The 23,262-nt window shown below is 69.4% G+C and carries 21 protein-coding genes and 1 other RNA gene; 9 read left to right on the top strand and 13 right to left on the bottom strand.

Annotation, left to right across the window (positions count from 1 at the left end; translation table 11 throughout):
• The first annotated feature begins 66 nt into the window (after window positions 1–66).
• Both KHC28_RS24825 and KHC28_RS24820 read left to right on the top strand, forming a co-directional pair.
• The gene (locus KHC28_RS24825; RefSeq protein ID WP_214011058.1) at window positions 67–1,212 is read left to right on the top strand and encodes a 2'-deoxycytidine 5'-triphosphate deaminase; all 1,146 of its coding nucleotides are present in this window, start codon (window positions 67–69) and stop codon (window positions 1,210–1,212) included.
• 148 nt (window positions 1,213–1,360) lie between these two features.
• The gene (locus KHC28_RS24820) at window positions 1,361–1,888 is read left to right on the top strand and encodes a hypothetical protein (RefSeq protein ID WP_214011057.1); all 528 of its coding nucleotides are present in this window, start codon (window positions 1,361–1,363) and stop codon (window positions 1,886–1,888) included.
• 93 nt (window positions 1,889–1,981) lie between these two features.
• On the opposite strand, the gene nudC is transcribed toward KHC28_RS24820, so the two are convergent.
• Window positions 1,982–2,950 (bottom strand): NAD(+) diphosphatase, encoded by a 969-nt coding sequence (gene nudC / locus KHC28_RS24815; RefSeq protein WP_214011056.1) that lies wholly within the window; start codon window positions 2,948–2,950, stop codon window positions 1,982–1,984.
• Complete coding sequence (locus KHC28_RS24810) at window positions 2,947–3,372, bottom strand: HIT domain-containing protein (RefSeq protein ID WP_214011055.1); 426 nt, start codon at window positions 3,370–3,372, stop codon at window positions 2,947–2,949. Before KHC28_RS24810 ends, nudC begins: the two co-directional genes overlap by 4 nt.
• A 259-nt stretch (window positions 3,373–3,631) precedes the next feature.
• Between KHC28_RS24810 and ffs the strand changes: the two genes are divergently transcribed.
• The 3 genes from ffs to KHC28_RS24795 all read left to right on the top strand — a co-directional run bounded on the left by ffs (window position 3,632) and on the right by KHC28_RS24795 (window position 6,282).
• Window positions 3,632–3,727: signal recognition particle sRNA small type (gene ffs, locus KHC28_RS24805), an RNA gene on the top strand.
• Between the two features lie 194 nt (window positions 3,728–3,921).
• A complete protein-coding gene (locus KHC28_RS24800) occupies window positions 3,922–5,907 on the top strand; it encodes a DNA polymerase III subunit gamma/tau (RefSeq protein WP_214011054.1) in 1,986 nt (661 codons plus the stop codon).
• Window positions 5,908–5,961: 54 nt separating this feature from the next.
• Window positions 5,962–6,282 (top strand): YbaB/EbfC family nucleoid-associated protein, encoded by a 321-nt coding sequence (locus KHC28_RS24795; RefSeq protein WP_214011053.1) that lies wholly within the window; start codon window positions 5,962–5,964, stop codon window positions 6,280–6,282.
• Window positions 6,283–6,286: 4 nt separating this feature from the next.
• On the opposite strand, the gene KHC28_RS24790 is transcribed toward KHC28_RS24795, so the two are convergent.
• The 11 genes from KHC28_RS24790 to ccoN all read right to left on the bottom strand — a co-directional run bounded on the left by KHC28_RS24790 (window position 6,287) and on the right by ccoN (window position 19,600).
• Window positions 6,287–6,889 (bottom strand): TetR/AcrR family transcriptional regulator, encoded by a 603-nt coding sequence (locus KHC28_RS24790; protein WP_214011052.1) that lies wholly within the window; start codon window positions 6,887–6,889, stop codon window positions 6,287–6,289.
• Between the two features lie 2 nt (window positions 6,890–6,891).
• On the bottom strand, window positions 6,892–10,305 hold the full coding sequence (locus KHC28_RS24785) for an acyl-[ACP]--phospholipid O-acyltransferase (protein ID WP_214011051.1): 3,414 nt from the start codon (window positions 10,303–10,305) through the stop codon (window positions 6,892–6,894).
• Window positions 10,306–10,389: 84 nt separating this feature from the next.
• Window positions 10,390–11,547: an MFS transporter gene (locus tag KHC28_RS24780; protein WP_214011050.1), complete on the bottom strand. Its 1,158-nt coding sequence runs from the start codon at window positions 11,545–11,547 to the stop codon at window positions 10,390–10,392.
• An 11-nt stretch (window positions 11,548–11,558) separates the two neighbouring features.
• Window positions 11,559–11,711 (bottom strand): cbb3-type cytochrome oxidase assembly protein CcoS, encoded by a 153-nt coding sequence (gene ccoS / locus KHC28_RS24775; protein WP_214011049.1) that lies wholly within the window; start codon window positions 11,709–11,711, stop codon window positions 11,559–11,561.
• Window positions 11,708–13,834, bottom strand: coding sequence for a heavy metal translocating P-type ATPase (locus tag KHC28_RS24770; protein WP_246565204.1), 2,127 nt, complete (start codon window positions 13,832–13,834; stop codon window positions 11,708–11,710). Before KHC28_RS24770 ends, ccoS begins: the two co-directional genes overlap by 4 nt.
• Before the next feature lie 134 nt (window positions 13,835–13,968).
• Entirely contained in the window at window positions 13,969–14,466 is a 498-nt protein-coding gene (locus KHC28_RS24765) for a FixH family protein (RefSeq protein ID WP_214011047.1), read from the bottom strand.
• Window positions 14,467–14,469: 3 nt separating this feature from the next.
• Window positions 14,470–15,945 (bottom strand): cytochrome c oxidase accessory protein CcoG, encoded by a 1,476-nt coding sequence (gene ccoG / locus KHC28_RS24760; RefSeq protein WP_214011046.1) that lies wholly within the window; start codon window positions 15,943–15,945, stop codon window positions 14,470–14,472.
• A gap of 145 nt (window positions 15,946–16,090) precedes the next feature.
• The gene (ccoP, locus tag KHC28_RS24755) at window positions 16,091–16,969 is read right to left on the bottom strand and encodes a cytochrome-c oxidase, cbb3-type subunit III (RefSeq protein ID WP_214011045.1); all 879 of its coding nucleotides are present in this window, start codon (window positions 16,967–16,969) and stop codon (window positions 16,091–16,093) included.
• A gap of 2 nt (window positions 16,970–16,971) precedes the next feature.
• Window positions 16,972–17,127, bottom strand: a complete 156-nt coding sequence (locus KHC28_RS24750; RefSeq protein ID WP_214011044.1) for a cbb3-type cytochrome c oxidase subunit 3 — start codon at window positions 17,125–17,127, stop codon at window positions 16,972–16,974.
• A gap of 10 nt (window positions 17,128–17,137) precedes the next feature.
• Window positions 17,138–17,902 (bottom strand): cytochrome-c oxidase, cbb3-type subunit II, encoded by a 765-nt coding sequence (gene ccoO, locus KHC28_RS24745; protein ID WP_214011043.1) that lies wholly within the window; start codon window positions 17,900–17,902, stop codon window positions 17,138–17,140.
• A gap of 12 nt (window positions 17,903–17,914) precedes the next feature.
• Window positions 17,915–19,600, bottom strand: coding sequence for a cytochrome-c oxidase, cbb3-type subunit I (gene ccoN / locus KHC28_RS24740; protein WP_214011488.1), 1,686 nt, complete (start codon window positions 19,598–19,600; stop codon window positions 17,915–17,917).
• 280 nt (window positions 19,601–19,880) lie between these two features.
• Here ccoN and KHC28_RS24735 point away from each other — a divergent pair, with 280 nt between their 5' ends.
• From KHC28_RS24735 to cysG, 4 genes are all read left to right on the top strand, one after another.
• The gene (locus KHC28_RS24735; RefSeq protein ID WP_214011042.1) at window positions 19,881–20,168 is read left to right on the top strand and encodes a hypothetical protein; all 288 of its coding nucleotides are present in this window, start codon (window positions 19,881–19,883) and stop codon (window positions 20,166–20,168) included.
• Window positions 20,169–20,232: 64 nt separating this feature from the next.
• Window positions 20,233–20,886 carry a peptide-methionine (S)-S-oxide reductase MsrA gene (gene msrA, locus KHC28_RS24730; protein ID WP_214011041.1) on the top strand — a complete coding sequence of 218 codons (654 nt, stop codon included), beginning with the start codon at window positions 20,233–20,235 and terminating at the stop codon, window positions 20,884–20,886.
• 251 nt (window positions 20,887–21,137) lie between these two features.
• Window positions 21,138–21,635, top strand: coding sequence for a TIGR00645 family protein (locus tag KHC28_RS24725; RefSeq protein ID WP_214011040.1), 498 nt, complete (start codon window positions 21,138–21,140; stop codon window positions 21,633–21,635).
• A 108-nt stretch (window positions 21,636–21,743) separates the two neighbouring features.
• A complete protein-coding gene (gene cysG, locus KHC28_RS24720; protein WP_376772797.1) occupies window positions 21,744–23,261 on the top strand; it encodes a siroheme synthase CysG in 1,518 nt (505 codons plus the stop codon).
• The last annotated feature ends 1 nt before the right edge of the window (window position 23,262 follow it).

Genomic DNA, 23,262 nt, shown 5'->3' with positions numbered 1-23,262 from the left:
GAATTTCGCACATTCGGCGTCTGTCGCCTTCATGTCGGAATCAGTGAGCAGGGCGCAGGAGCATCAATGGTATCCGAACTGGGTCTGCCTTCGACGGGTGACGGCATTCTGCCGGACGACGCCATCGTCGCGCTCCATGCCGCCGGCGCCATCCGCACGGCCTCGCCCTTCGACGCCGACCAGGTGCAGCCGGCCAGCCTCGACCTGCGGCTCGGCGACACCGCCTGGCGGATCCGCGCCAGCTTCCTGCCGGGTGCCGACGCCGACGTCGCCGACCGGTTGTCCCGGCTCGCCCTGCACCGCTTGGACCTCGCCGGCGGCGAGGTGCTGGAGACCGGCTGCGTCTATCTGGTCGAGCTGCAGGAATCCCTCGCCTTGCCGGAGGGCATCGCCGCCTCGACCAACCCGAAGAGCTCCACCGGCCGGCTCGACGTGTTCACCCGCGTCATCGCCGACCGCGCCCGCTCCTTCGACATCATCCCGGCGGGCTATGCCGGCAAGCTGTATCTGGAGATCTCCCCCCGCACCTTCCCGATCCTGGTGCGCAAGGGCTCGCGGCTGTCGCAGATCCGCTTCCGCCGCGGCGATGCTCGCCTCGGCGAGGCCGAGACCGTGGCGCTCAACGCCGCCGAGCGCCTCGTCGACACCCCGCAGCCGGACGTCGCCGGCGGCGGCATCGCGGTGAGCGTCGATCTGTCGGGCGCCGGCTTCGGCGGCCTGCTCGGCTTCCGCGCCAAGCGCCACACCGGCCTCATCGACGTCGACAGGCGCGCCCAGTGCGACGTCGACGACTATTGGGAGCCGCTGGTGACGCGCGGCCGGCGCGAGCTGGTGCTCGATCCCGACGCCTTCTACATCCTCGCCTCGAAGGAAGCCGTGCACGTGCCGCCGAGCCATGCGGCGGAGATGGTGCCGTTCGATCCGCTGGTCGGCGAGTTCCGCGTCCACTATGCCGGCTTCTTCGATCCCGGCTTCGGCCATGCGGCGGCGGGCGGGCGCGACAATGCGCATGGCGGCGCCCGCGCGGTGCTGGAGGTGCGCTCGCGCGAGGTGCCGTTCATCCTGGAGGACGGCCAGATCGTCGGCCGCCTCGTCTATGAGCGCATGCTGGCCAAGCCGCGCTCGCTCTATGGCGAGGGCCTCGGCTCCAACTACCAGGCGCAGGGGCTGAAGCTCTCCAAGCATTTCCGCCCGTGGACGCGCGAGGGCTGACACGCGAGCGGCGGGCCGCGACCAGACGAAGGTCACGGCCGGCAAACCTTTGGATGTCCTCGGCAAAACCACCGTCTGATGGTGGATGCTGCACCGCAATGAGATGCTCCCGTCGGTCCGAAAGGCGGACCCAAGCAGGAGCAGGATCATGGCCGGAGCCATTCTTTCGCAGTCGTCCTTCACCGCGATCATCGACGCGCCGTTCGAGAAGATCGACATTCCCGCGTGGCTCTATGCGCTGCCGACCGCCGAGTACAAGCGCTGCTCGCCGGACCACATCGCCTGCGGCGCGACCTTCGCCGATGACGGTACCCGCATGTCGATCAATGTGGAGCGTATCGGCGGGGCGCTGCTGGTGCAGAACTATGTCGAGCACCACGCCGATCCGCACGATCTGAAGCTCGTCTCGATCACCGACGTCTTCGGGCCTCAGGGCCGTTCCACCTCGGAAGTGACCTGGGAGCTCTCCGCCCGGCAGCTGGAAGACGGCCGCGTCGAATACCGCAACAGCGTCACCGCCCGCGCCACCGATGCCTTCGACGCCTTCATCAAGGAGCACGGCATCGCCTTCGAGGAGGCCGCCGCCGCCCGCCAGAAGGCGTCGTCGGTCCACAATCAGGGCGAGACGCCGCTTTTCGCCAAGAGCATCGAGAGGGCGGCGCTGGCCAAACGTTGACCTGCCAAACGTCGAATTGCCAAGCGTCTACTTGCCAAGCGTCTACTCGCCAAGCGTTGACCCGCTAACCGCTGACGCTCCCGCGCGGCGGGTTCATCCCGCCGGCGGGTCGCGGCCTTCGACGAAGGCGCGGATCAGGTGGTGGGCGATCGCCATCGGCGGCGGCGCCACCAGCCCGTCCGGATGGGTGCGGGTCAGCAGTAGCCGCGCCTCGTCGCGGTGGAACCAGCGCGCGCCTTCCAGCTCGTTGTCGTCGATGCGGATCTCCCGGCTCGCCGCTTCGAGATGGAAGCCGATCATCACCGACATCGGGAACGGCCAGGGCTGCGAGCACAGATAGCGCGCCGCCCCGGTGCGGATGCCGGCCTCCTCGAGGGTCTCGCGCCGCGCCGCCTCCTCGAAGGTCTCGCCCGGCTCGACGAAGCCGGCGAGGCACGACCACATGCCCGGCGCGAAGCGGGCGGAGCGGCCGAGCAGGCACGCGTCGCCGTCGATGGTGAGCATGATCGCCACCGGGTCGGTGCGCGGGAAGTGCTGCGCGCCGCAATGCGGGCATTCGCGCCGCCAGCCGGCCTCCGCCACCTCCAGCCGGGTGCCGCAGTTCGAGCAGAAGCTGCGCCGGGCGTGCCAGGCCAGCATCGCCTTGGCGCAGGCGAGTTCGGCGAGCTCCTCGCGCGACACCAGCCCCTGCACCGCGATGGAGCGCAAATCGGTGAGCAGGAGCTCCTCCCGCTCGGCCAGCGCCCCGGCCGACGCCGCGTGCAGCGGCAGCACCATGTGCGGCACCGCGCCCGCGTCATCGAGCCCGAGCAGGCAGGCCTCGGCGGTGCGTCCGCCCAGCGCCACCGCCTCGGCGAGCGGCAGCATGGCCCCGTGCGGCCCCTCGCCGCGCCGCGCCAGTACCACGGTCTCGCCGGCGATCAGGCAGGCGCGGGCACGCGGATCGGCAAGGAATTCCGGCATGCGGGCGCGCCGGTCGCTGGCCCGGTCGAGCCGGAAGGCGCTGTAGCCGAGATGCGGCCATTCACCCAGTCCGGCGGTGTCGACATCCCCCACGCTCAATTTCTGTCCTCCAGCGCGGCCTTCAGCGGCGCGATCAGGTCCTGCGCCGCCGCGCTGGCATAGGGCACCGGCGCGCCGCGCCCCCAGACCGGGTTCGGCCAGGCGGCGTCGGTGGCGAAGCGGGCGATGATGTGGATGTGCAGCTGCGGCACCATGTTGCCCAGCGCCGCGACGTTCAGCTTGTCGCAGGAGGTCAGCTGCTTCAGCGCCCGCGCTGCCTGGTCGAGCTCGTGCATCACCACCGCGCGGGTCGCCGGGTCGAGGTCGATCAGCTCGCGCGCATCGGCGAGGCGCGGCACCAGGATCAGCCAGGGATAGCGGGCGTCGTTCATCAGCAGCAGCGTCGAGCGCCGAAGCTCGACGATGGGGAAGGTGTCGGCCGCCAGCCGGGTGTCGAGGGTGAAACCGTCGGAAGTCGTCATGTCGTCCATTCGCTGCCCCGTCCTCCCTGCGCGCCCTCTATAGCGGCTCGCCGCGCGCGGGGCCATGCCGACGTGCCGAGCGGCGTCCATGCCGGCCCGGCGGCGACGCGGAGCTTCGTGCCCCCCGCTGGGCCGGGCCGTCCGACGGGCGCCGGTCGCCTCCCCGCACCGGCGCATCACTTTGCCAGCAGCTCTATCGGGCAGATGGACACGCAGCCGCCCCTTGCATCGCGGGCGCATCTGCCCGATATAGGCGCCGGGAGGTTGGCGGTGGACGAGCCACTCGCCAACCGGGTCAGGTCCGGAAGGAAGCAGCCCCAACGAGCCCGTCTCGGGTCGCATGTCAGCCTCCCACCCTCTTTGCCCGCCGCTGCCGGGCATTCCTCCGCACATTGAGAGCCGTCGCCTGCGGGCCACCGCCGTGGTCTCTCCGCCGGGGCATATCGGCTCTCCCTCGCCGCGCCCGGGCCGGCCGCCTTCCCCGGTTTTTTCCGCCCCCCGGCTCGGCGGCGTTGCATTCCCGTCCCCCCGCGATGCTATGAAGGCACCATGAGCGCGGATCGCCCCGACATGCCCGACGACGACGCGATGCCAGATGACAACGCGATGCTCGGCCTTGCCCCGGCTGTGGCCTCGTCGTCGACCGGCCCGGCGACGCCCTATCGGGTGCTCGCCCGCAAGTACCGGCCGCAGACCTTCGCCGATCTGATCGGGCAGGAGGCGATGGTGCGCACGCTGCGCAACGCCTTCGCCTCGGGCCGCATCGCGCAGGCCTATATCCTCACCGGGGTGCGCGGGGTCGGCAAGACGACCACCGCCCGCATCCTAGCCCGCGCACTCAATTACGAGCCGATGGACGGCCCGGCGGGCGGCGGCGCCCCCACGCTCGACATGCCCGAGCTTGGTCGGCATTGCCGCGACATCATCGAATCGCGCCATGTCGACGTGCAGGAGATGGACGCCGCCTCCAATACCGGCATCGGCGATGTGCGCGAGATCATCGAAGCGGCCCGCTACAAGCCGGTGCTGGCGCGCTACAAGGTGTTCATCATCGACGAAGTGCACATGCTCTCCACGGCGGCCTTCAACGGCCTGCTGAAGACGCTGGAGGAGCCGCCGGAGCATGTGAAATTCGTCTTCGCCACCACCGAGATCCGCAAGGTGCCGGTGACGGTGCTGTCGCGCTGCCAGCGCTTCGATCTGCGGCGCATCGATTCCGGCGTGCTCGCCCACCACCTGCGCGGCATCTGCGAGGCGGAAGGCGTCACCATCGATGCCGAGGCGCTCAGCCTGGTCGCCCGCGCGGCGGAAGGCTCGGTGCGCGATTCGCTCTCCCTGCTCGACCAGGCCATCGCCCATGGAAGCGGCACGGTGCATGCCGAACAGGTGCGCTCGCTGCTGGGCCTCGCCGATCGCGGCCGGGTCATCGACCTGTTCGAATCGCTGATGAAGGGCGATATCGGCAACGCCCTGGTCGAGCTGCGCGAGCAGTACGACACCGGCGCCGACCCGGCGGTGGTGATCGCCGACCTCGCCGAGTTCACCCATCTGGTGACGCGGCTGAAGATCCTGCCGCAGGCGGCCGAGGACGCGGCGCTGGTCGAGGCCGAGCGGGTGCGTGGCCGGGCGCTCGCCGAGGGGCTGTCGATGCGGGTGCTGGCCCGCGCGTGGCAGATGCTCGTCAAGGGCCTCGCCGAGGTGCAGCAGGCGGCCAAGCCCATGCAGGCGGCGGAGATGGCCCTCGTCCGCCTCGCCTATGCCAGCGACCTGCCGACCCCCGACGAGGCGCTGCGCAAGCTGCGCGACCTCGAAGGCACTACGGGTGGCGGCGAGGCCCCCTCGCCCCGCCTCGGTGCCCCCTCCTCCGGCGCTCCCACCTCGGCGCCGCAGGCGCGCTCATCCGGGACGGCGACCGCCGCCGCCCTGCAATCGGCCCCGATGTCGAGGCAACTGGCCTCACCGGCCACCGCGACGGCGCCGTCGGCCGCATCGGCCACCGCACCGGCCTCGCATCTCGCGCTCGCCAGCCGCACCGAGACCCCACGCCCGGCCGAGCGGCCGGCAGAGGCGGCGCCGGGCATCCGCATCGAGACCATGGCGGATCTGGTGGCCCTCGCCTCCACCCGTCGTGACCTCAAGCTCAAGTTTTCATTGGAGAATCACGTCCGGCCTGTCGCCTTCGAGGATGGCAGGCTGGAAATCGCCCTCACCTCGGAGGCCGGCGCCAGCCTCGTCACCGAGCTGCAGAACAAGCTCAGCGACTGGACCGGCCGGCGCTGGCTGGTGGCCCTCTCCCGCGAGCAGGGCGAGCAAACCGTTGCGGAACAAGCAAAATCCGCCCGCGAAACCCTGCTCAGCGACGTGCAGGCGAACCCGCTGGTGGAAGCGGTGCTCTCGCGTTTCCCCGGCGCCAAGATCGTCGATGTGCGCACCACGGCGGAGATTCCCCCCGCGCTCGACGACTATGCGAGCGACGACGACCTCATGGCCGCCCGCGACGACGGCCCGGGCGCCGATGACGAGATCGAGTTCTAATCCCTTGTTTCTGCGTGCTTTTGCGCGACACGTTTACTGGTTAAGGAGTCCGCTATGAAAGACCTGCTCGGCATGATGTCCAAGGTGAAGGAGATGCAGGCCCGCATGGAGCAGATGCAGGCCGAGCTCGACGCCATCGAGGTCGAGGGTGTCTCCGGCGGCGGCATGGTGAAGGTCGTCATGAGCGCCAAGGGCGCGCTGAAGGGCGTCACCATCGACCCCAGCCTGATCAAGCCGGAAGAGGCTGAAATCCTTGAGGATTTGATCGTCGCCGCCCACAGCGACGCCCGCGGCAAGGGCGAGCGGCTGATCCAGGAGCGCACGCAGGCGCTCACCGCCGGCCTGCCGATCCCGCCTGGCCTCAAGCTGTTCTGATCGCTTATCTTTCTGCTGTGCCGTCCGGCATGCAAAGGCGCAGCACGCCCTCGGTGATGACCGGGGCGTGGCGCGACAGCGGCCCCTCCAGCCGACCATAGAGCGCGAACGCCGCCGGCTGCACCAGCAGCCCCAGTGCCATCGCCGCCGCCAATGCCGGCGGCTGCGGCAGGTTGGCGGCGCTGTCTGAGAGCAGTTCCGCCAGCGCCGCCACCGCGTTGCGTGCCGGATCGTCCGGCACATGGGCAAGGTGGTCGTGCTGGTTGATCAGGAGATAGGCGAACAGCGCCGGCTCCTCGTCGAACAGCGTGCAGCCGAGGCGAACCATCGCCGCCAGCCGCGACGGCAGATCCCTATGTATCTGGCCGATCTCGCGAATCGCCTGCGCCAGCACGGCATAGCGATCGAGGAAGAGCGCCCGCGCCAGCTCCTCCTTGGAGGCGAAATGGCGGTAGAGAGCACCCTCCGACACCCCGACCGCCTCGGCGATATCCCGCACCGAAGTACCGGCAACGCCACGAGCCGCGAAGAGCCGTAGCGCGGCCTCCTCGATGCGCAGCCGCGTCCGCGCGCCGTCGCGGCCGCGTTTCTCGGGAGCGCTCGCCACGCTCACGCCTCGCCGCCGCGCGGCGCGACGCTGCGGGCCGCTATCGCCTCGAGCGCCGTGCGCCGCGCCGCCATGAAGTCGACCTTGCCGGAACCCAGCAATGGCAGGCTGTCCATCGGCAGGATCTCGGCCGGGATCATCAGCTCGGTCGCGCCGATCTCGCGGCCATGCGCCTGCAGTGCCCCGCGGGTCAGGTCGGTGGCGGTGGTGAGCAGGAGGATGCGCTCGCCCTTCCTCGCGTCGGGCACGGCGACGGCGACATGCTCGGCATCCGGCCGCAGCGCCGCCACCATGGCATCGACGGCAGCCAGCGAGACCATCTCGCCGGCGACCTTGGCGAAGCGCTTGGCGCGGCCGCGAATGGCGACGAAGCCCTCCTCGTCGAGCGCGACGATATCGCCGGTGTCGTGCCACCCCGCCTCCGGCGGCTCCAGCACGCCAGGCGCCTCGGCGCGCAGATAGCCGATCATGATGTTCGGCCCCTTCACATGCAGCCGGCCGCCCTCCTCGATCCCCGGAACCGGGTCGAGGCGATGGCGGATGCCGGGCAGGATGCGCCCGACCGTGCCCGCCTTGTTGAACATCGGCGTGTTCACCGCCACCACCGGCGAGCATTCGGTGACGCCGTAGCCCTCAAGGATGCGGTGGCCGAAGCGCTCCATCCACACCCGCCGCGTCTCCGCCTTCACCGGTTCGGCGCCGGCGACCACGAAGCGCAGAGAGCGGAAATCATAGGGATTGGCGGTGCGGGCATAGCCGGCGAGGAAGGTGTCCGTGCCGAAGATCGCCGTGGCATTGGTGGCGTAGACCAGCTCCGGGATGATCCGGTAGTGCAGCGGCGAGGGATAGAGAAAGGTCTTGGTGCCGGAGACGATGGGCAGGATCAGCCCGCCCAACAGGCCGAACGAGTGGAACACCGGCAGCACGTTGAAGATGATGTCGGCCGGCGAGAAATCGATGCGCGCCGCCACCTGCGCCACATTGGACAGCACGTTGCGATGGCTCAGCACCACGCCCTTCGGCACGCCCTCCGAGCCGGAGGTGAACAGGATGAAGGCCGGCCCGTCCGGATCCATCTTCACCGGCAGCCGCGCCGGCAGCAAACCCTTCAGCTTGTCAGGCGTGGTGATGCTGGCACGGACATCCTCGGTCATTACGATCCGCACGTGCTTTTCGAGCTCGGCGAGTTCCGCCTCCAGCCGCGCCTTCTCGATGAAGGCGCGCGAGGTGACGATGGTGGTGAGCTTCGCCGTCTTGCAGGCGGAAACGAGATTGGCGGGGCCCGCCGTGTAGTTGAGCATCGCCGGCACCCGGCCATGCCGATGCAGGCCGAGCAGCACCACGGCGATGCCGGCGGCGTTGGGCAGCAGCACGCCGACCGTCTCGCCCGGCCCGGTGAGGGCGGCAAGCTTGGCGCCGAGGATCTTCGCGCCGAGGAGCAGCTTGCTGTAGGTGAGCTGGGTGCCGAGCGGATCCTCGACGATCATGCGCTTGCGGCCGAGCCGATCGGCGGTCGCCTCCACCGCCTCGTAGAGCGTGATGCCGGTATGGCTGGTCTCGAAGACCAGATCGCTCATCACGTCGTAGAGGCCCGCGCCCGCCGCCCGGCGCCGCTTGCGGCCGAACAGCTCGGGATCGACCTTCAGCCGGCGCGGCGGCAGGATGGTGACGCGTACCTTGGGGAACCAGCGCTTGCGGGTCTGATCGGGCGTGAGCCGCGAGAACGGCGTCTGTTCGAGGCCCTCGATGCGCACCGGGACGATCTGAGCCTCCGACTTGTCGGCGATCAGCGCCGAGCCGTCATAGATCTTCATGATCGAGCCGGTGACGGTGATGCGCCCCTCGGGAAAGATCACCAGCGTCTCGCCCTGCTGCACCAGACGGATGAGGTCGCGGGTGGCCAGCGGCCGGGTCGGGTCGAGCGGGAAGGCGCGCACCATTTTCAGGAACGGCTTGATCCACCAGCGCTGGGCGATGCCGGCATCGACCGCGAAGATCGGATCATTGTCGAGCAACGCCATGATCAGCGGCGCGTCGAGGAAGCTCACATGGTTGATCGCCACCACGGTGCGCTCGCCGGAGGCGCGCAGATGCTCGGCGCCGGTCACCTCGACGCGGAACACCACGCGGAAGATGACGCGGATCAGGTCGCGCAGCACATGCCCCTGGAAGGCACGTCCCACCGCCGCCGCGACCAGGAGCGTGGAGAGGCCGACCAGCATCATCAGCAGCGACACGCCCGCGCCGGCGAATTGCAGCAGCGCCACGATGACCGCCGCACCCGTCATGAAGGCGGCATTGAGCACATTGTTGGCGGCGATCACGCGGGCCCGCTGGTCTTCCGGCGCCTCGCTCTGCACATAGGCAAAGGTCGGCACCACGAAGGCGCCGCCCGAGGCCGCAAGGCCGGTAAGCGCGAGGGCGATCCAGGGGCCGCAACCGGTGGTGAGGAATTCCCACCAGCCGATCAACGCCCCCGGTGCCGGCTCGCCAGCGATGGCCCAGGCGATGAGCAGCGCGAAGATGCCCATCGTGAGGCCGGAGAGCGGCACCAGCGCCAGCAGGATATGCCCTTCCGACAGCTTGGCGGCCAGAGTGGAGCCGATGGCGACGCCAACGGTGAACAGCAGGAGGAACAGCGTGACGACGCTCTGGTCGCCGCCGATATCCTCCCGGACCATGGTCGGCAGCAGCGACAGCACCACCGCGCCGACCAGCCAGAACCAGCTGACGATCAGCGCACCGATCCACACCGGGCGGCGGGTCCTGAGCTCGCCGAGCAGCCGGGCGGTGGCACGGAAAATGTTGGCGTCGATGCGGAGGTCCGGCGCCGCGGGGCCGGTCGGCGGGATGAAGCGGGCCGCCAGCCAGGTGAGCACCGTCACGGCGAAGGTGAAGACGGCGACCGACCACTCGCCGGTGTGGGTGATGGCGATCGCGCCGCCCAGCGTGCCGGCGAGGATGGCGATGAAGGTCGCCATCTCGATCAGCGCATTGCCGGAGACCAGTTCCTGCTTGGCGAGATGGTCCGGCAGGATGCCGTATTTCACCGGGCCGAACAGCGCGCTGAGCGCCCCCATGAAGAACAGGCCGACGAACAGCAGCGGCAGCGATTGCAGCACGAAGCCGATCACCGCGACGAGGATGATCCAGATCTCGGCGAATTTCAGCCGGCGCGCCACCAGCGCCTTGTCGTAGCGGTCGGCCAGCTGGCCCCCCAGCGCCGAGAGCAGGAAGAAGGGCAGGATGAACACGCCGCCGGCCGCGGTGACAAGGGCGCCGCCATGCGTCTCGCCCATCCCGTAGAGAATGAGCAAAGCGAGCGCGTTCTTCACGAAATTGTCGTTGAAGGCGCTGAAGAATTGGGCCCAGAACAGGGGCGCGAAGCGCCGCGACTTCATCAACAACGTGAACATACGGCGCACGCTCCCTATTTTGTTAGTGAACGATCACTTACAAAATGAAGAACGCGAGGTCAACGGGCGGATGGCGCCTCGCTGTCAGATCGCGGCGAGAAGGACTCCGGCGAGGGCGCAGAGCAGGATCGTGCCGTCATGGAGCGCGAGCTGCAACCGGCTAGCCGCCCCGCGCGCATGCAGGACCAGCGTCGCGCCGAGGGTGGCGAGCGACCAGCCAACACCAACGGTGATGAAGGCGACTGCCAGCGGTCCCGGTTCAGTGGCGAGACGCACCACCGCGACGCCGGCAAGCGCCAGCGCCAGCCCCGACAGCGCCAGCCGGCCGGCGCCGAAGCGCTCCGCCAGCCGGCCTCCGGCCAGCGCGGGGGCGTACATCGCCACCACATGCCACGCGACGATTCCGGTCACCGTCGGTGCCGCTACGCCGCAGACTACGAGCCCGACCGGCACGCCGGACATGGCAGCGCCCATCACCGCCCAGGCGGCGGCAGCGATCAGGGTCGGCCCGACAAGGGCGCGCCAGCCAAGCACGCGCCGCGGAGCCGCCGTCACGAGAGCGTCCGCGGGTCGCGCATCGGCATGGGAGAACCGCGCTTCCGGCAGCGCCACCGCGAAGATCAGCACGCCGAGCTGAGCAAGGGCGGCGAGGATCAGCGTGCCGACGAAAGTGAAGGGGCTGGACAGTCCCTCCGCCCAGCCGGCCAGAACCGGCCCGGCCAGCCCCGCCAGAACGCCGGCGCCGAGCAGCTTGCCCACCGCGCCGGCCCGCATGCCCGTCCCGGTGCCGAAGGCGGCGGCGTGGCGATAGAACATGCCGAAGCCCTGCGCCGCCCCAAGCCAGGCGCAACCGATCAGCAGTTCACGGAAGGACGCGAGATAGAGTCCGTGGGCACCGATCAGCCCGCCGGCCATGCCGAGGCTGGCGCCGAGCGCGAAGCCGGCACGGCGGCCGAAGGAATCGAGCAGGAAGGCCGCCGGTACGCTCGCCACCGCCGCGCCCAGCATCAGCACCGCGAGCGGCAGGGCGGCAAGGCGCGGGTCGGGCGCCAGCATCGCCCCGGCGAGCGGCAGCACGCCGACGGTCAGCGCCTGCGCCAGCACCACCAGCGCGAAGCCGGCGGCAAGCCGCCCCTGCCCCGGCACGCGACGCAAGAGACGAGCACTGTCCGGCGGACAGGCGCAGCCGAGCCGGCCGGCACGGGCCGGTGACACATCGGCGCTGAATCCCTCCGCGCTCATCGCCCCGCCCCTCAGTGCTTGGCCAGGTCGTCGTCGCTGAGCACACGCACCGCCGCGCCGTCGAGATCATCGTACTGCCCGGAACGCAACGTCCACATGAAGCCGACGAGGCCCGTCAGTCCCAGCCCCAGCGCCATCGGCAGCAGGTAAATCAGCACGCTCATGAGCCGGCCTCCTTTGCTGCGCCACGGGCGCGAAGAGCGTTCAGCGTGACGATGACCGAGGATCCGGACATCGCCGCCGCCGCCACCAGCGGCGTGACGAACCCGGCGATCGCCAGCGGCACCGCGAACAGATTGTAGATCACCGCGATGATCAGGTTTTCGCGCATCAACCGGCGTGCCTTGGCCGACACGGCAATGGCGGCGGCCACCGGCGCCAGCTTCTCGCCGAGAAACACCAGGTCGGCCTGCGCGCGCGTGACATCGGCCGCCGCGATGGGCGACATCGACACCTGCGCGGCGGCGAGCGAGGGCGCGTCATTGATGCCGTCGCCGACCATCAGCACGCGGCGCCCACGGGCCTTGAGGCGTTCCAGCGTCGCGATCTTGTCTGCCGGCGTCGCCGCGCCCTGCCATTCCTCGATGCCGAGCGCGGCGGCGACGGGGGCGACCGCCACCGGCCGGTCGCCGGAGACGATAACGAGCGACTTGCCCATCGCACGCAGCCGGCCGATCACCTCCGCCGCATCCGGACGCAGCGTCTGGCGGATCATCAGCAGCGCGCGCTGCTCGCCGACACACAGGGCGACGAAGGAGGCGTCGGCGGCCTCGATCCCGGTGAGCAACGCACCGCAATCGCAGAACTCCGCGCTGCCGAGGCGCGCCGTCACGCCGTCCAGCTGCGCCTCCACGCCGGCCCCGGCGACCTCGCGCATCTCCGGATACGGAGCCGCGCCGGGCACGGCGGCCGCCACGGCGCGGGCCAGCGGATGGGTCGAGCCGGCGGCGAGGCGGCCGGCGATGGCGAGTAGGTCCGGCGACAGCTGATCGGCGTTGGCGAGATGCGGCTCGGGCGCGGTGAGCGTGCCGGTCTTGTCGAAGACGATGGTGTCGATGTCCGCCAACCGCTCGAAGGCGTCGCCGGCATTGAGCAGCACCCCGGCCCGCATCAGCGCCCCGGAGGCCACCACCTGCACCGCCGGCACCGCGAGCGCCAGCGCGCAGGGACAGGTGATGATCAGCACCGCCACCGCGATCAGCACCGCCTGATGCAGAGAAGCGCCGACCGCAAGCCAGCCGACCAGCGACAGCAGCGCCGTCGTGTGCACCATCGGCGCATAGAGCCGGGCGGCGCGGTCGGCGAGGCGCACATAGCCGCTGCGGGCGGTGGCGGCACGCTCCAGCAGCCGCTCCACCTCGACGAGGAAGGTGTCTTCGCCGGCGGCGGTGGTGCGCAGCTGGAGCACCCCGTCATGGATCAGCGCGCCGGCATGCACCGTCCCACCCGCGACGACGTCGCGCGGCAGCGTCTCGCCGGTAACGAGGCTCTCGTCCACCGCCGCGCGGCCGGAGACGACGATGCCGTCGACCGGCACCCGCTCGCCGGCCCGCACCAGCACCCTGTCGCCGGGTCGCACGGCGGCGGCCGGCACCAGCGTAACCCCCCCGGCCTCGTCGAGCCGGTTGGCGGTCTCAGCCTTCAGCGCCGCGAGGTTCGAGGCCTCGATGCGAGTCTTGCGCCGCATGGCGTGGTCGAGATAGCGGCCGGTGAGCAGGAAGAACAGCAGCATCACCGCCGAGTCGAAATAGGCGTGCTCGGCGCTGTGCAGCGTCTCGTAGACGGACACGCCGAGCGCCAGCATGACGCCGAGCGTGATCGGCACGTCCATGTTGAGCGTGCGGTTGCGCAACGCCCTCAGCGCGCTCTGGAAGAAGGGCTGACCGGCATAGGCGCAGGCCGGCAGCGCGATCAGCGCGGAGAGCCAATGGAACAGGTCGCGCGTCTCCGGGTCGATGTCGGTGACGTTGCCCGACCACACCGAGACGGAGAGCAGCATGATGTTCATCGCCGCGAAGCCCGCCACGGCGAGGCAGCGCAGCAAATGGCGCGAGACGTTGCGCTCGATCTCTTCGGCCTTGTCGGTGCCGAAGGGATAGGCCTTGTAGCCGATGCGGGACAGCCCGGCGAAGACCGCCGCCGGATCCGCCGCACTCCGCCACACGACGGCGAGGCGGTGGCTGGTATAGTTCAGCCGGGCGGAGGCGATGCCGGGCAGCGCCTCCACCGCGTCCTCGATCTCGTCGATACAGGCGGCGCAATCGATGCCCTCCACCGCGAAATCCATCGCCCGCCGCCCGTCCGCCTCCTCGCGCAGATAGAGCGACAGGTCGGGCGCAAGCGGCGGGACAATGGCGTTCGGGACGGCGGCCGGCAGTTCGCGCAAGGTGTCGCCCGGGGCGTGGACCGAACTGAGGGCTGTCATCTCGTCACCACCCGGTTCATCGAGCGGAATTGCCGCTCGCCGTCCCGCGTGAGGTCGATGATCAGCTCCCACTGCCCGGCCGGCACATGCGGGGCGGCGGTCCAGGACGCGGGACCGGCCGGCACCGCATCGATGGTGATATCGAGCCGGCGGTCGGTCGGGTGATGCAGGGTGGCGACGAGATCGAGGCCGGGGATCGGGTTGCCGGCGGCGTCGCGTGCGCGCACCTCGAAGGCGCCGTCGGCGAGATGGGCCGAGACCTGCCAATTCAGCGTCGCCTGGCGGGCGGCCGCATCGACCTCCTGGGCGAAGACGAGGCCGGCCTTGTAGGAGCTTTCCGTCTCCACCCCGCCGAAGCTCGACAGCGCCGCCCGCACCAGCAGGCCATTGGCCAGGAACACCACGCCGAAGAAGCCAAGGAAGCAGAACAGCACCGTGCGGCCGGTCAGCGGGCGGCCATCGGTCGGCGACGAGGGAAGCGGATGTGCGGCCATGGCTCAGGGTCCCTTGAAATGATCCGCTACCGAGATGGTCTCGCCGCCGGAGACGTCGGTGAGGCGGAAAGCAACGGGAAGCGAGGCGCCGGCCGGCAGCCGCGCGGCGGTGGAGACCAGCACGCGGATCTCGTAGGTCTGGTCGGGCCCGACCGAGACCACGGGATCGGCGCCGGGGGAAGCGGCCTCGCCGATCACCTCCAGCCGCGCCTCGGGCACGCCTTCGACCGAGAGGGCGAAGCGGCGCGGCACCAAGAGCTTGTTGACCAGGCGCAGCGTATAGCCGTTGCGGATCGACCCGTCGGACAGCTGGACGAAGAGCGGGTTGCGGTCGTGGATGACCGACAGCCCTTCCGAGCCCCGCGTCGCCAGCACGACCGCCATCAGCCCGCCGATCAGCACGATCAGCGCGGCATAGAGCACGGTGCGAGCGCGCAGCAACCGGTAGACCGGTGCCTCGCCGTGCTGGCGGCGCTGCACGTTCATCTCGGTGTCGTAGGCGATGAGGCCGGCGGGACGGCCGATCTTCTTCATCACCGTGTCGCAGGCGTCGATGCAGAGGCCGCACTGCACGCAGGAGAGCTGCAGCCCCTGGCGGATATCGACCCCGGTCGGGCAGGCGGCGACGCATTGCCGGCAATCGACGCAATCGCCGCCGGGCAGGCCCTGCCGCCTCAGCGCCTCGGTCTTCTTGAACGAGCCGCGTGGCTCGCCGCGGTCGTAGCGATAGGTGACGTTAAGGGCGTATTCGTCGGTGAGCGCTGCCTGGATGCGCGGCCACGGGCACATATAGGTGCAGACCTGCTCGCGCATGTGGCCGGCGAGCACATAGGTGGTGGCGGTGAGGATGCCGATCCAGACATAAGCGACGACAGGCGCCTCGCCCTTGATCAGCTGCATCACCAGCGTCGGCGCGTCGGCGAAATAGAGCACCCAGGCGCCGCCGGTCCACCAAGCGACCATCAGCCAGAGCACGTGCTTGGCTGCCGCCTCGAAGGCACGACGGGTGCGCGAGGCGTTCTTCAGCTTCTCGCGGCGCTGGCGCGGATCGCCCTCGACCAGCCGCTCGATGGTCTGGAACAGGTCGGTCCACACCGTCTGCGGGCAGAGATAGCCGCACCAGACCCGCCCGGCCACCGCGTTCATCAGGAACAGCACCAGCGCGGCGAGGATCAGGAGCCCGGTGAGGTAGTAGATCTCCTGCGGCCAGATCTCGATGAAGAAGAAGTAGAAGCGGCTATTGGGGAAGTCGACCAGCACCGCCTGCGAGGGTGCGTCCGGACCGCGATGCCAGCGCACGAAGGGCAGCAGGTAGTAGATGCCAAGCGTGACGACGAGCAGCGTCCACTTGATGCGCCGGAAGGTGCCGCGCACCGCGATCGGGTAGATCTTGCGCCGCGCCTCGTAGAGCGGGGCATCGTCGTCCGCCGGCGGGACAGCCTGCGGCGCGGCGGCGCGAATGAGATTGACGGTGGCCATGTTCGTTTCCCGGCAGGCAGCGGCGCTGGCGCGCCGCCGCTCCTCTTGTACCGGCCCCGCCCTCGCTTTTGATCCGGGCGATGACGGGCGGGAAAATGCTTATGCGGCGGGATGTCGCCGGGACGCCCCGCCGAAGTCGCCGGCGTTACTGACCACCGCCCAGCGTGTGAACGTAGACGGTGAGCGCCTTGAGGGTGCCGTCGTCGAGCCGCCCCTTCCAGGCTGGCATCAGCCCGGCGCGGCCGTTGCTGATGGTCTGGATGAGGGTGGCGCGGTCGGAGCCGTAGAGCCAGATCGGGTCGGTGAGGTTGGGCGCGCCGAGCTCCGGATTGCCCTTGCCCTCGGGACCATGGCAGGCGGCGCAATTGGCGGCGAACACCGCCTGCCCCTTGTCGATCTGCGCGTCCGCCGCCGGCGGCAGTCCGGCAAGGTGGCGCACATAGTCGGCGGCGGCGACGATGTCGGCGCGCGGCAGCATGCCGTCGCGGCCGAAGGCCGGCATGTCGCCGACATGCGCGTCGGGATCGGCCGAGCGGGCGCCATGCTGGATGGTGGCGTGGATCTGCTCCAGCGTGCCGCCCCACAGCCAGTCGTCGTCGTTGAGGTTCGGATAGCCCTTCGTCCCTGCGGCGCCGCTGCCATGGCAGGGCGCGCAATTGTCGCCGAAGGCGGCACGGCCCTGGGCGCGGGCGAAGGCGAGCAGCTCGGGATTCTGCTCGATCTCCGGCAGGTTGGCGGCGGCCAGCTTGTCGGCGAACACCGCGCGCTGCGCCCGCAGCTGGGCGAGGTCGGTCTGGATGGCGTCGCGCGACTTCCAGCCCAGCACGCCATAGGTATAGCCGGTCACCAGCGGCCAGGCCGGGAACAGCAGCCAGTAGACCACCGCCCACAGGATGCAGGCATAGAAAGTCCACAGCCACCAGCGCGGCAGCGGGTTGTTGAGCTCGCGGATGCCGTCCCATTCATGGCCGGTGGTGGAGACGCCGCTATGGGCGTCGATCTCGTGGCGATGCGTATCGGCCATGATCAGTCCTCGCTGAGAGGCAGGCGGGCGGCCGCGTCGAACTCCTGCCGGCGCCGGGGCGACAGCGCATAGGCGAGCACGCAGGCGAACAACGCGACGAAGTACAGAAGACCCCAGGTCTGGGCGAAGGCGGCGAGCGCGCTATAGGTCTCGTTCATGTGCGGGGCCTCACCTGATGTTGGCCTTGTCGTCGTACAGCCGGAAGTCGACCATGGTGCCGAGCGCCTGCAGATAGGCGATCAGCGCGTCGGCCTCGGAGACGAAGGCGGGGTTGCCGTCGAAGTCGCGGATCTGCGCGCCGGGATAGCGGGCCTGAAGGGCGTCGGCGTCCGCGGCGTCGGTGGTCGCCTGGGTGCGCAGGTCGGCCTGCGCCGCGGCGATCATCTCCTCGGTGTAGGGCACGCCATAGAGGGCGTTGACCTTCATGTCCTGGCCGATGTCGGCGGCTTCCAGCCGGTCCTGCGCCAGGAACGGATAGCCGGGCATGATCGAGCCGGGCACCACCGAGCGCGGATCGGCGAGGTGCTGGCGCTGCCACTCGTCGGAATACTTGCCGCCGACGCGGGCGAGGTCCGGCCCGGTGCGCTTGGAGCCCCACTGGAACGGGCGGTCATACATGCTCTCGGCCGCCAGCGAGTAGTGGCCGTAGCGCTCCACCTCGTCGCGCAGCGGGCGGATCATCTGCGAGTGGCAGTTGTAGCAGCCCTCGCGGACATAGATGTTGCGCCCGGCCAGTTCCAGCGGCGTCCAGGGACGCACGCCGGCCACCTTCTCGATGGTGCTCTTCAGGTAGAACAGCGGCACGATCTCGACGAGGCCGCCGACCGAGATCACCAGCAAGATGCCGATGACCAGCCAGATCGAATTCTTCTCGAAGAAGGCATGCTTCTGCCAGAGCGACTTGCGGGGGGCGGGCGTGGTTGCGGTTGTCATGATGCGCGCTCCTCACTCGGCCGGCAGCAGGGCTGGATTCTGGGCGGGGGAGACCGCGGCCTCGACGTCCGGCGAGCGCACGGTCATCCATAGGTTGAAGGCCATGATCAGGGCGCCGACCAGGAACAGCACGCCGCCGATCGCCCGGATCACATAGAAGGGGTGCATCGCCTCGACGGTCTCGATGAAGGAATATTCGAGGAAGCCGAGCGAGGTGTAGGCGCGCCACATCAGGCCCTGCAGGATGCCCGCCACCCACATCGCCGAGATGTAGAAGACGATGCCGAGCGTCGAGATCCAGAAGTGCCAGTTGACCAGCTTCAGCGAATAGAGCTGGCGGCGGTTCCACAGCCACGGCACCAGGCAGTAGATGGCGCCGAAGGAGATGTAGGCGACCCAGCCCAGCGCACCGGAATGCACGTGGCCGATGGTCCAGTCGGTGTAGTGGCTGAGCGAGTTGACCGACTTCACCGACATCATCGGCCCCTCGAAGGTCGACATGCCGTAGAAGGCCACCGAGACGACCAGCATGCGCAGCACCGGGTCGGTTCGCAGCTTGTCCCAGGCGCCGGACAGCGTCATCAGGCCGTTGATCATGCCGCCCCAGCTCGGCATCCACAGGATGATCGAGAAGGTCATGCCCAGCGTCTGCGCCCAGTCCGGCAGCGCGGTGTAGTGCAGGTGATGCGGGCCGGCCCAGATGTAGATGAAGATCAGCGCCCAGAAATGCACGATCGACAGCCGGTAGGAATAGACCGGCCGCTCCGCCCGCTTGGGGATGAAGTAGTACATGATGGCGAGGAAGCCGGCGGTGAGGAAGAAGCCCACCGCGTTGTGGCCGTACCACCACTGCACCATCGCGTCCTGCACGCCCGACCAGACGATGTAGGACTTCGGCGAATAGATCGACACCGGCACGGCGGCGTTGTTGCCGAGATGCAGCACGGCGATGGTGACGATGAAGGCGAGGTAGAACCAGTTCGCCACATAGATGTGCGGCTCGCGCCGGCGCCAGATGGTGCCGAGGAAGACCATGAGGTAGGTCACCCACACCACGGTCAGCCACAGGTCGGCATACCATTCCGGCTCAGCGTATTCCTTGCCCTGGGTGATGCCGAGCAGGTAACCCGTGCCGGCCACCACGATGAAGAAATTGTAGCCCAGCACCACGAACCACGGCGCGAGATAGCCGACCAGCCGGGCATGGCAGGTGCGCTGCACCACGTAGAACGAGGTGCCGATCAGCACATTGCCGCCGAAGGCAAAGATCACCGCCGAGGTGTGCAGCGGCCGCAGCCGGCCGAAAGCGGTCCAGGGAAGGTCGAAATTCAGCGCCGGAAAGGCGAGCTGGAAGGCGATGATGACGCCCACCAGGAAGCCGGCGATGCCCCAGAACACCGCCGCCACGGTGGCGAACTTCACCGGGCCGAAATTGTAGTTGGGCCGGCCGTCGATCTCGCGCGCCGGCAGCGCCGCCGGCCGCTCGACATGATGGTTGATGATCACGAAGACGGCGGCGATGCTGGCCAGTGCGGTCAGATAGGCATGAAAAGCATAAGCCGCCGTTTCCGCTCCCGAGGCCACCGTGAGCGAGGAAAGCGCCAGCAGCACGAAGGTCGCCGCCAGCCCACCCTCGCCGAAGGTGAGGCTCTTCTGAATTTGCCGGGGCACCCCGACGGGATCCGGCGCCGCGCCCATTGCCGCTTGTGGCATGAAACCCTCCACCGCCCGGCGCCGAAGCGGCGCAGGCGTCTTCCACAGTCCGGCCGGACCATCGGGGCGGAGGCGCGAGGCAGCCTTGATTCACATCAACTCTAAGGAACATCACGGACCCGTGCGCCGGGCGGCGGAATGACGCGGTATTGCGTCGCCGCCACCCGGCGCTTAGACAGGCCACGTCTTGCCGGGCGGGCGGGAGGCGCGGGACCCGTTCCCGGACGGGCTCCTTCCGCCGGCACGAGGTGGAAAAGGACTGAGCATGATCCGCTTCCTGCTGCGCTTCCTCGGCCTGTGGCTGCTCGCCGGCGGCTTCGTGGCGCTGGTGCTGGACGGCACCCGCTCCATCGCCTCCTCGCGCGTGCTGTACACGCCGCTCGGCGACGCCTGGGCTGCGGTGAGCGCTACGGGGCTGGGGCGGGCGCTCGACGCAGAACTGCCGGCCGCCGGCTGGGAGAGCCTGGCGACGCCACTGATGCAGGCGCCGCTGGCGGCGGTGCTGGTGGTGATCGGCCTTGTGCTGATCGTACTCGGACGCAAGCGCGCCTGAAGCCCCCTCGCAATCGCACCGGCCAATCCCCATATTGGCCGGCGGAAAAGCGAGGGACGACAACATGTTCTTCTTCAAGAAATCGCTGGAACTGCCCACCCCGTCCGAGGCGCTGCCGGGACGGGCGAATCCGTTGCCGACCGCGGCGACGCATTTCGTCAACGGCCATGCGCTCAAGGGGCCCTATCCGGAGGGGCTGGAGACCGCCATCTTCGCTCTGGGCTGCTTCTGGGGCGCCGAGCGCAAGTTCTGGCAGACGCCGGGCGTGTGGGTGAGCGCGGTCGGCTACATCAACGGGCCGACGCTCAATCCCACCTATGACGAGGTCTGCTCGGGCCGCACCGGCCACACCGAGGCGGTGCTGGTGGTCTTCGATCCCAAGGTGGTGAGCTACGAGGAACTGCTCAAGCTGTTCTGGGAATCGCACAACCCCACCCAGGGCATGCGGCAGGGCAACGACATCGGCACGCAGTACCGCTCCGGCATCTACACGCTGTCGCCCGAGCAGCAGCAGGCGGCGGTGGCGAGCCGGACCGCCTACGACGCGGCGCTGAAGGCGAAGGGCTACGATCCCATCACCACCGAGATCGTATCGGCGCCGGAATTCTACTTCGCCGAAACCTACCACCAGCAATACCTCGCCAAGAACCCGAGCGGCTATTGCGGTCTTGGCGGCACCGGCGTCTCCTGCCCGATCGGCAGCGGCGTCAACGCCTGAGATCACTCCTTTTCTGTGAATGAAGGCGGCGGCCGGGACCTCTCCCGGCCGTTGTCGTTTCGGCCGTCCTGCTCACGACCCGGGCGCCTGCCGGCGCGGGTGCTTGCGCCTGCCGCAAGGTGCGACACCGTCCCCGATCCGCCGCTGCCCCCTTGAACCTCCCGCCGCGTCATGCCACCCCTCTTCGCATCTGCGAAAAGGCGGCGCCGGCGAGCGGCGCCGGGCACGGCCAGACGGAGAACGAGCCGAACATGGAAAAACTGATCGAACGCTTCATCTTCGTCAGCCGCTGGATCATGGCGCCGTTCTATATCGGCCTCGTCATCGCGCTGGCGGTGCTGCTGTACAAGTTCGGTATCGAGCTGTGGCACTTCGTCAGCCACGCCAATGGCTTCGACGAGAACGACACCATCCTCGGCATCCTCGCCCTGATCGACCTCACCTTCACCGGCAGCCTGGTGATCATCGTCATCTTCTCCGGCTACGAGAACTTCGTCTCCAAGATTGACGCCGAGGGCCATGCCGACTGGCCGGAATGGATGACCAAGGTCGACTTCGCCGGGCTGAAGCAGAAGCTGCTCGCTTCCATCGTCGCTATTTCCGCCATCGCGCTGCTAAAGGCGTTCATGAACCTCGACCGGGGCGTCGACGAGAAGCAGCTGACCTGGCTGGTCATCATCCATGTGGTGTTCGTGGTCTCCGGCGTGGTGCTGGCCTGGACTGACAAGCTGTCCGAAAAGAACCACTGAACGCCGTCCATCCGCGTCGCGCCCGGCGTTCACCGCCGGCGCGGCCGTGGTATAATGGCGGTTTACCGCGCAGCCACGCTGCGCCCCGACGCCGATACGAGACACCTTATGGCCGACCCCACGGGCGATTCTCCCTCCCCGCGCCGCCCCTCCGAGCAGAGCGGCGGGCGCATGGCGCCGCTCGCCCGGCTGCCGGTGTTCTTCGCGCTGGAAGGCCGGCGGGTGGTGCTGGCCGGCGGCTCCGATGCCGCCGCCTGGAAGGCCGAGCTGATCGCCGCCACCGGGGCGCGGCTCGACATCTACGCCGCTGACACCTCCCCCGCCCTCGCCGCCTTCGCCGACGAGGCCGGCGGGCGCATCGCGCTGCACCCGCGCGACTGGGCCCCGGCGGACCTCGCCGGCGCCGCCCTCGCCATCGGCGCCATCGAGGACGACAGCGAGGGCGAGCGCTTCGCGCAGGCGGCACGGGCCGCCGGCGTGCCGGTGAACGTGGTCGACAAGCCGGCCTTCTGCGATTTCGCCTTCGGCGCCATCGTCAATCGCTCGCCGCTGGTGGTCGGCATCTCCACCGACGGTGCCGCCCCAGTGTTCGGCCAGGCGGTACGGGCTAAGATCGAATCGGTGATCCCGCAGGGCTTCCGCCACTGGGCCGAGGCGGCGCGGGTCTGGCGGCCCTTCGTTACCGCGCTCGGGCTCGGCCATCACGGGCGACGGCGCTTCTGGGAACGCTTCACCCGCCACGCGCTGGAAACCCCCAACGACGCCCCGGACGATGCGCTGCGCGACGTGCTGCTGGCCCGCTCGCGCGCCGAGCGCGACGAGGAGGGACGCGGCTCCATCGCGCTGGTGGGCGCCGGGCCGGGCGATCCGGAGCTGCTGACACTGAAGGCGGTGCGGGTGCTGCAGGCCGCCGACGTGGTGCTCTATGACGATCTCGTCGCGCCGGCGGTGCTCGACGTCGCCCGGCGCGAGGCGAAGAAGACGCTGGTCGGCAAATCCGGCTACCGCCCCTCCTGCAAGCAGGACGACATCAACGCGCTAATGGTGTCGCTGGCGAAGCAGGGCAAGCGTGTGGTCCGGCTGAAGGGCGGCGACCCGATGGTGTTCGGCCGTGCCGGCGAGGAGATCTCCGCCGCCCGCGCCGCCGGCCTGCCGATCGAGGTGGTGCCGGGCATCTCCGCCGCGCAGGGCGCCGCCAGCCGGGTGGCGGTGTCGCTGACCCATCGCGACCATGCGCGCCGGCTGCAATTCATCACTGCCCATGCCCGCGATGGCAAGCTGCCTGTTGACCTCGACTGGACGGCGCTCGCCGACAAGGCGGCGACCACGGTAGTCTACATGCCCCAGCGCACCTGGGGCGAGCTCGCCGGCAAGGCGATGGCCGCCGGCCTCGATCCGCACACCCCCGCCCTCGCCGTGTTCTCCGCCACCCGTCCGGAGGAATTCCGGGTGGCGGCGACCGTCTCGACGCTGCAGGATAAGCTCGCGGCGGCACTGGCGGATAAGTTCGGCGACGCCTCGCCGGGGCCGTGCCTGATCCTGTTCGGCTTCGCCATCGGCGAGGCGGAGGATTTCGCCGCCGCGCGGATGGCGGAACTCGGCGCCGACTGGGCGGCGCGGGGCTGAG

The organism is Ancylobacter sonchi (genome assembly GCF_018390695.1).
Lineage (GTDB): Bacteria > Pseudomonadota > Alphaproteobacteria > Rhizobiales > Xanthobacteraceae > Ancylobacter > Ancylobacter sonchi.
The sequence above is the reverse complement of the archived record's forward strand: the minus strand, read 5'-3'. Positions and strand labels throughout refer to the sequence as shown.